Origin of the sequence: Coleofasciculus sp. E2-BRE-01 (assembly GCF_040221695.1) — a bacterium.
Taxonomy (GTDB): Bacteria; Cyanobacteriota; Cyanobacteriia; order Cyanobacteriales; family Coleofasciculaceae; genus Coleofasciculus.
Window position 1 is genome coordinate 1 of the sequence record NZ_JAVKEA010000260.1, and the last position, 7062, is coordinate 7062.

3 protein-coding genes and 1 pseudogene are annotated in these 7062 nt (G+C 44.1%); 3 read left to right on the top strand and 1 reads right to left on the bottom strand.

Annotated features, from left to right (window positions below; translation table 11 throughout):
• Positions 1–136 precede the first annotated feature (136 nt).
• From RIG66_RS34205 to RIG66_RS34215, 3 genes and pseudogenes are all read left to right on the top strand, one after another.
• Positions 137–721: pseudogene (locus RIG66_RS34205) on the top strand (cytochrome c biogenesis protein CcdA); the annotation flags it as partial.
• A 67-nt stretch (positions 722–788) separates the two neighbouring features.
• Positions 789–1115, top strand: a complete 327-nt coding sequence (gene clpS, locus RIG66_RS34210) for an ATP-dependent Clp protease adapter ClpS (protein WP_446384629.1) — start codon at positions 789–791, stop codon at positions 1113–1115.
• A gap of 92 nt (positions 1116–1207) precedes the next feature.
• Positions 1208–1507 carry a DUF2103 domain-containing protein gene (locus RIG66_RS34215; protein WP_446384631.1) on the top strand — a complete coding sequence of 100 codons (300 nt, stop codon included), beginning with the start codon at positions 1208–1210 and terminating at the stop codon, positions 1505–1507.
• Positions 1508–1880: 373 nt separating this feature from the next.
• On the opposite strand, the gene RIG66_RS34220 is transcribed toward RIG66_RS34215, so the two are convergent.
• A partial coding sequence (locus tag RIG66_RS34220) for a CHAT domain-containing protein (protein ID WP_446384633.1) occupies positions 1881–7062 on the bottom strand: 5182 nt, incomplete at its 5' end.

The window sequence follows — 7062 nt, forward strand, 5'->3', positions numbered from 1 at the left end:
TCTGCATTTTTCTCGGTTTTTAGAGCAACTTGTAATTTTTCTTTTTGAGCGGGTTTCAAATAATTTTTGGCTGGCATATTTTTTTCGTTTTTCGGATTTCCTATTTTAATTATACCCTATTTAAATGCCGAACAGCTTACCCGTAAATCTGAGTTACATTGGCACCCGTGAAATTACCTCTCGCCGGGATGCTTTGGTCAAAGCAGGGTTATTTGTCCTGGGAGTGGTAACCATGCTGAGTCTGTTTGGTTTATTTTCCTCCTGGGCAGGGGCTATACTGATTCAATTCCGGGGCTATGTACAGATTGTTGTCGGTGCCGTGATTATCCTCATGGGGTTGATGCTGTTGGGGATAATACGCCTACCCTTACCTCAGACGGCTTTTAACGGTGCGATCGCAGGACCCTATGGCGTTGGCGTAACCTTTGCCTTGGTGAGTTCTCCCTGCACCAGCCCCGTCATGTTTGCCGTTCTCACGGCGGGTGCAGCCACAGGTTCCCCGATTCAGAGTACCTTGGCAATGGTGTGTTATGCCTTGGGTTACACGGCGATCATTTTTTTCGCCAGTCTCTTCACCAGTTTGGTCAAACAAACCCGCTTTTTGTTGGGCTACTCTGACGCAATTATTCGGTTTGGCAGTATTGTGCTTTTGCTAATCGGCGGATTTTATCTGGTTGATGGCTTTCTTTGGTGGACTTCCGTGATGAATATGAGTAACTGATGCCAAACTGCGGTAAACTAGAATGATACGTTTTTGAATTTTTTAGCAGAATTTTGTTACAAGCCCTATGACTGTGGTAATTTCAGCAGCTCGTTCAGCGACATCTGCTGCACCAACTCAAGCTCCTGAAAAATCGCGTCAAGTTACCCGCAAGCCTTATCCAAACTATAAGGTGATTGTTCTCGATGATGATTTCAACACCTTTCAGCATGTCCATGACTGCTTGGTGAAGTATATTCCCGGAATGAACAGCGATTACGCTTGGAAACTGACGAATCAGGTTCACTTTGAAGGTCAAGCCATTGTTTGGGTTGGTCCTCAGGAACAAGCTGAACTCTATCACCAACAGCTAAGTAGGGCTGGATTAACCATGGCTCCCCTGGAGGCGGCATAAATGTAGAGATGCAGTATGCTAGGTCTGGGAGACGGGGTAATGATTTTGCACAAAACTGATCAATATGCAATTTAGATAGACAAAAACATATCATGGGTAAGTCCAATGGCGGTAGACTGGTTTGGAATCACTCAACTCACTTAGCCGGGTTGATTCCGGTTCTAGAACGTCTCACTAGCTATACTGGGATTCAAACGATTACACCGGCTGTCATTGGACGGGCGAGAAGTCATCGTCCTCGCTTAGAGTTAAAAGTGTCTGTACCCATTCGCGGTGGATATAAAATTATAGCTCGCTCTGGTAAAACATTTCAAGAAGTGTTCATTGTTACTGAGTTGAGTAAGCGAGAATTAGAAGGTGCGATCGCGCAAGCATTGAAAAAGAAAAAGTAAGAAGTCAGGCTTGTTGAATAGTCAATTGTAGGGGCGGGTTTAGCCGTTTCATCTTGATACCTCCTGATAACCTATCAACAAAACCCGCCCTCCGTCATGTCGTGAAAGGTTAATTGTAGGGGCGGGTTTAGCCGTTTAATTGTGATACCCACTGATAACCTTTAAACAAAACCCGCCCTCCGTCATCGATAATAAGCTGTTCGGCATTTAAACCTTAATGTCAATAATGGCGAAAGCCTTGTAGTGCGTTAAGCGAAGCCATGCCGCAGGCTTTGCATTTTGCTCGCTACTAATACCCAATTTAAATGCATGACAGCTTATCATTTCCTTTCACCTTGCAACCTTCCTTCTGCCCTCTGCCTTGTCCTAATTTTTACCATGGACTCCCCACTAAAGTAAATGCACTCCAATAATAAGGATGCGTCAATTCTCTATCCGGTAAATCAGCTAACTGGGGTGGTAAAGGAATAGTCTGATTCGGAGTCACCAATTGACCCTTTTCTATCCGCACCTCACCCCGAATCATCGCTAACTGTGCCTGTCGCAATGCTTCAGCTTTAATCGGGACTTGCTTTAACTGGGAATAAAAGGTAGTCATTAATCCCAACGTCGCCTCATCGCTGACATACCAGAGACTTCCCAAGGCTGATTTTACTCCCGCTTGTACTGCCAACCCAGTAAATCCTAACTCCGCCTCCTCATTACCTAAAGCTGTACGACAGGCACTTAATACCATCAGTTCCACAGGAGGGTTATGTAATCCCAACTGTCGGATTTGGTCAAGAGATAGCTTAGTATCCCAAAACTGGATATACGAATTTTCCGGTTTACCCGATTTAAACTCACCATGAGTAGCTAAGTGAAGAATGCCAAAGGGAGTTTCATTCCGAATGCTTTTTAACTTGTCTGGAGTAAATGTGGAATTAAGAAACGATTGCCCCTGCCATAATTGATCAGCAATTGTCGATAATTCCACTGGAACGGCAGGTAAGGGATTTTGATCTGTAAATTCAGATGCCCCCATCGCCAAGACATCCAGATTTCTCATATCTACATAGCGAGTATCTGTTAAGGAGATACTTGGCATTAAATTAATATTGTATTTCTCCAATATAAACTCATTTCCATCATGTAAAACTGCCATGGGTAGTGAACGCAAACCACTATCCACGAGAAAAGCAATGGTATTAATTTCCTGTGTTTCTAACTCTGATTCAACGGGTGCAACTAACCATTGATAGAGTTGTTGGGCTACAGGTAAGTAAGGGCGAGGAATACGAATATCGGTTACAGCACGACGCAACTGTTGAGTTGTCTTGAGAACTTTTTCTCGTGTCGCACCAGGTACAGAACGTCGTATCGGTGTGCCTTCAGGGGTAACGATAATCAGTTCTAATTGATCCTTACTCCGGTCACGTTCTGTTTCAGCCTCTCCCGGTTTTTTGTCCTTATTATCTGTTCCTGCGCTTGGCGTGAGTGAGGGGGCGTTACTGGGAACAAATACAGCGTACAATAGTGCAGGTTTAGTTCCCGTTGCTTGTTGAATTCGCTGGAGAATGCCCTGAGATTGAGCTTGGGTGATAATTGGAGTCTCTAAAAGCCCAAAATAGTCTTCATACTGACGGGTAAAATAGTCTTCTACTTCTGCCACAATATCCCATTCTAGGGCAGGAATTTGGGATTGCAGTATGGGGGGTAAGTCTTCCGGTATTTTTAGGAGATTAACTGGATTAATCTCTGGATTAGAGGATGGGTTATCAGGAGAGGCGTCATCTGAAGGGTCAACACTAATAATTTGCAGATTCCCTTCAGTATGGGTAAAGAGAAAAGATTCGCCTGAATTAATTGTAAAGTCACCACTGGAAATTGCCCCGACTGTTCCATTTGTGGTTGCATCTCCGACAATAAAGGGAATTTCTCCATTCCCACCATGGCGAATTGTAATTGCACCGCCACCATTATCCCCCGCCGTAGAAAGACTGGTTTGAATGTTGTTGCGATTGGTGAAGCGATTGGTAGCGCGGAAAAATTGCCCTGTGGTAATCTCTACAGTACCGCCAATTCCACTATTACCACCTTCAGCATTCAGGTGTCCAATTTGAATATCTCCACTGGGGTCAAGTGTGACATCACCCCCATCATTAATACTACCACTGCTGTTAATATTTTCTGTAGTAATCGCAGTGATTGCATTTAAGGAAATCTCACCACCACTGAGTCCAGAACTATTCAAATCACGGGTAGAAATTGCCCCGGTAGTCGCGGTTAGGTTAATCCTTCCTCCGGTATCATTCGGGTTACTCGAATCTAAGTTAATTGTGGGCAGATTAATCTCAGTCGCCTCGATTATAATATCGCCGCCACGGGTTTGAATTGATCCAGAACCCAAAGCTGTGATGATTCCGGGACTGTTTAGGGTAACATTACCCTCAGTTGTGGATAGGTTGGGATTGGAGAGGGTAGAATTTCCACTCATCAGCAGATTAATCTCACCTCCGCCAAGACTGGTAATTTCAGTTTTTCCACCAGGATTGATAATATCGCCTGTGCGAATGTCTTGGTTGGCTTGTAAGGTAATAGAGGTATTATCGGGTGTGGTCAGATTAAATCCTTGGGTGTCAATTGAACCTGAACCTGTCGGGGATTGTAAAGTTAATGGAGCGTTAAACTGAGTATCACCCGCTAAGGTAATCACACCACTACTATTAGTGCGTCCAATTGTAATTGAGGTAAATCCCGGTTGCAATTGGGTTAACTCAGTTGCGGTTAAATCCAAAATACCGGGATTTCCACTATCAGCACCCCCCAATTGAATGTCTTGGCTGGGAGTTAAAGGTTGCATGATTAAGTTCCCTGTACCGGAAACCGTTCCCGCAATATCAATTTCATCGCCAGTCAAGGTTAGATTGCCTGTATTGCTATCTAAATTACCACTGACGCTGGCATCATTGTTGAAGATAAAGGTATCGTCTGAGTTGCCGCCAGTCAAGTTGGAAAAGTTGGTAAATTCTATATCATTGACGGTTCCCTGATTCGTATCGGTAATTGTCCAAGTGTTAACGGTATTTGTGGCGATTAAGCTGCTATTAATATTAGCATTTCCAATCACTCCTTCTACGTCTTCTGCCCCCAGTGCCGCTAAGTCTACGGTTAAAGGAGTGGTAACAGCGGAGTAGTCGAGGGTATCTGTTCCGGCATTTCCAGTAATCGTGCCAGTGATAGTTGCACCGTCACTAAAGACAAAGGTATCATCAGCATTGCCGCCAGTAAGATTACCGATATTTTCAAAGGTTAAGTCATTAATTTTACCTTTGTCGATGCCTGTGAGAGTCCAAGTTGTGTTTTGGTTGGCACTGACTAAGGTTGAACCGCCGATAATATTAATCGGATAGGATGTTGAATTACTATTTAAAGTAATTGTGCCTGTACTATTGGAATTACCAATATCAATCGTGGTGAAAGCTGTTGAGAGGCTTTGTAATTCGTCAGTGTTCAGGAAAACAGTAGTTGCATCTCCTGTTCCGCCAATTTCTAAATCTAGATCTGGAGTTGACGGCTGTAAATTTAAAGAACCTGTGATCGTCGAAAAATTGCCCGTGTCCAAAGGAAATCTATCAGCAATTAGAGAAATATCCCCACTATTGGATTGGATTGTCCCTTTGACCAAAATATCGGGTCTGTTATCAGTCCTAGTTCCTTGTAAAGTAATCGTACCCGTTCCGGTTGTTTCAACCAACCCTTGCGGGTCTACGAGAATTCCGATGGTGTTATTGCTATTGGTGTTAGGATTGCCCTCGACAGTAATATTACCTGTACCTGTTGTTCTGACAGTACCTGGAACAGTAGCTAGCTCACCAATCCACACTCCATAATTGTCCATATCAGGATTAGAAGCACTTCCACTTTGTCCAGTCAGTCGGATATCTCCATCAACGGTAGTGACGGTAGAGTTGGCATGAATCTCTATTCCGGCTGAATATAATTCTCCTGAGCTTCCAGTGCCATTAAAATTAATATTTCCTGTTCCCGTTGATTCTACCAGGCTATTACGCAGGACAATACCATCACTGGCATTTCCAGTCGTTCCTGAACCACTAATACCAGTCAAGTCAATCGTGCCATCTACTGAAGAGATGGTACTCCCACCGCTGAGAGATATACCTCGATTAATATTTATCCCGTTCGCACCCGTACCTTCTAGAACAATAGTCCCTGTCCCCGTCGATTCGACTGAAGCATTATCAAGCTTAATACCTGTATTATTGGATACCGTACCGCCAGCTACACCTGTTAGTCTGATATCCCCATTCTCAGCAGAGATTGTGGAATTAGCCAACAGTCCTATTCCATAATTTTGATTGGTTCCATTTCCACCTGTCCCATTTAAAATAATCGAACCCATTCCCGTGGATGATACTACTGAGTTCTCTTGGATTTGAATACCAGAGTTTCCTTCTCCTGTGCCATTTCTACCTGTCCCCGTCAGGGTAATTGTGCCAGTTCCAGAGTCAATCGTTGCTGCCTCTAGACGTATTTCACCAACGCTTGTACCTGCAAATGTTCCATGTTCAATGGTGACATTCCCACCATTGGTTAAAATCTGCGACCCATTATTCATAAAAAACTGAGCTGTTCCCGCGTCGCGAAAGTTGGCAAGGGCATTTTCATCATTAATCAGCGCACTAAAATTGCCACCATCAAGGTCAATCGTGGCATTGAGAATAATACTACGCCCTGCTTGAAGTTCTAGAGTATTTATACTAACAGAACTAATATCTTCATTAACTGTGATATCGTTATTCGCTTGCAGGGTGACAGTCCCCGTTAAGTTATTAATCAGGTCTGCATCAAAAGTTACATCATTTCCTGGCTTTTCTCCAAACGTATCATTGAATGCTACATCATCTATCCCTCCATCAGCAATCGTGATGTTTTTGGGATCAAACAAAATATTTCCTGACGCACCATTCGCCGCACCGACATCAGCGACACCTCGGAAAACTAGGTTTTCTTTCCCCGATATTTCCACAAACCCACCATCACCGTAATTTTCGCCACCACGGGCGCTAATCGTACCGTAAGCGCGAGTTATTTGATCTGCCCAAACAATCACTCGTCCCCCATTCCCATGGGTTAAAGCATTTGAATTAATGGTTGAATCTTCGCTAACAAAGGTGATATCAGCATTGGGAATTGTGCCTTCACCTTGATAATCCCCTCCAATTCTCACCGTACCGCCACCATTGATACCAGAGGCGTCAAGATTGGCAGAAATTAAACCTACCTTTTTGCCAATAACATTGATTTCATTGCCCATTGAGGGTGAGGAGGAGGGCGCACAGCAGTGCGCCCCTACGGTTTCGACAATGGTTTCGTCAATCGTGGAAACATCGATTGTGCCAGAGATAATCGCGACTCCTGTTTCGTTTGGCAGCGTTATCGGAGAATCAGCCAGTTGCACTTCTCCCGATGCGGTAACATCAACCCCCGTCTCTACCTTGTCCGCTGAACCCGTTAATAACTCGGCTACATCTAACGGCGTGATTGGCAATAAT

What these genes read in the sequence shown, in the direction of transcription:
- RIG66_RS34215 (WP_446384631.1), top strand. Translation starts at nt 1,208, where the DNA reads ATGGGTAAGTCCAATGGCGGTAGACTGGTTTGGAATCACTCAACTCAC.
- clpS (WP_446384629.1), top strand. Translation starts at nt 789, where the DNA reads ATGACTGTGGTAATTTCAGCAGCTCGTTCAGCGACATCTGCTGCACCA.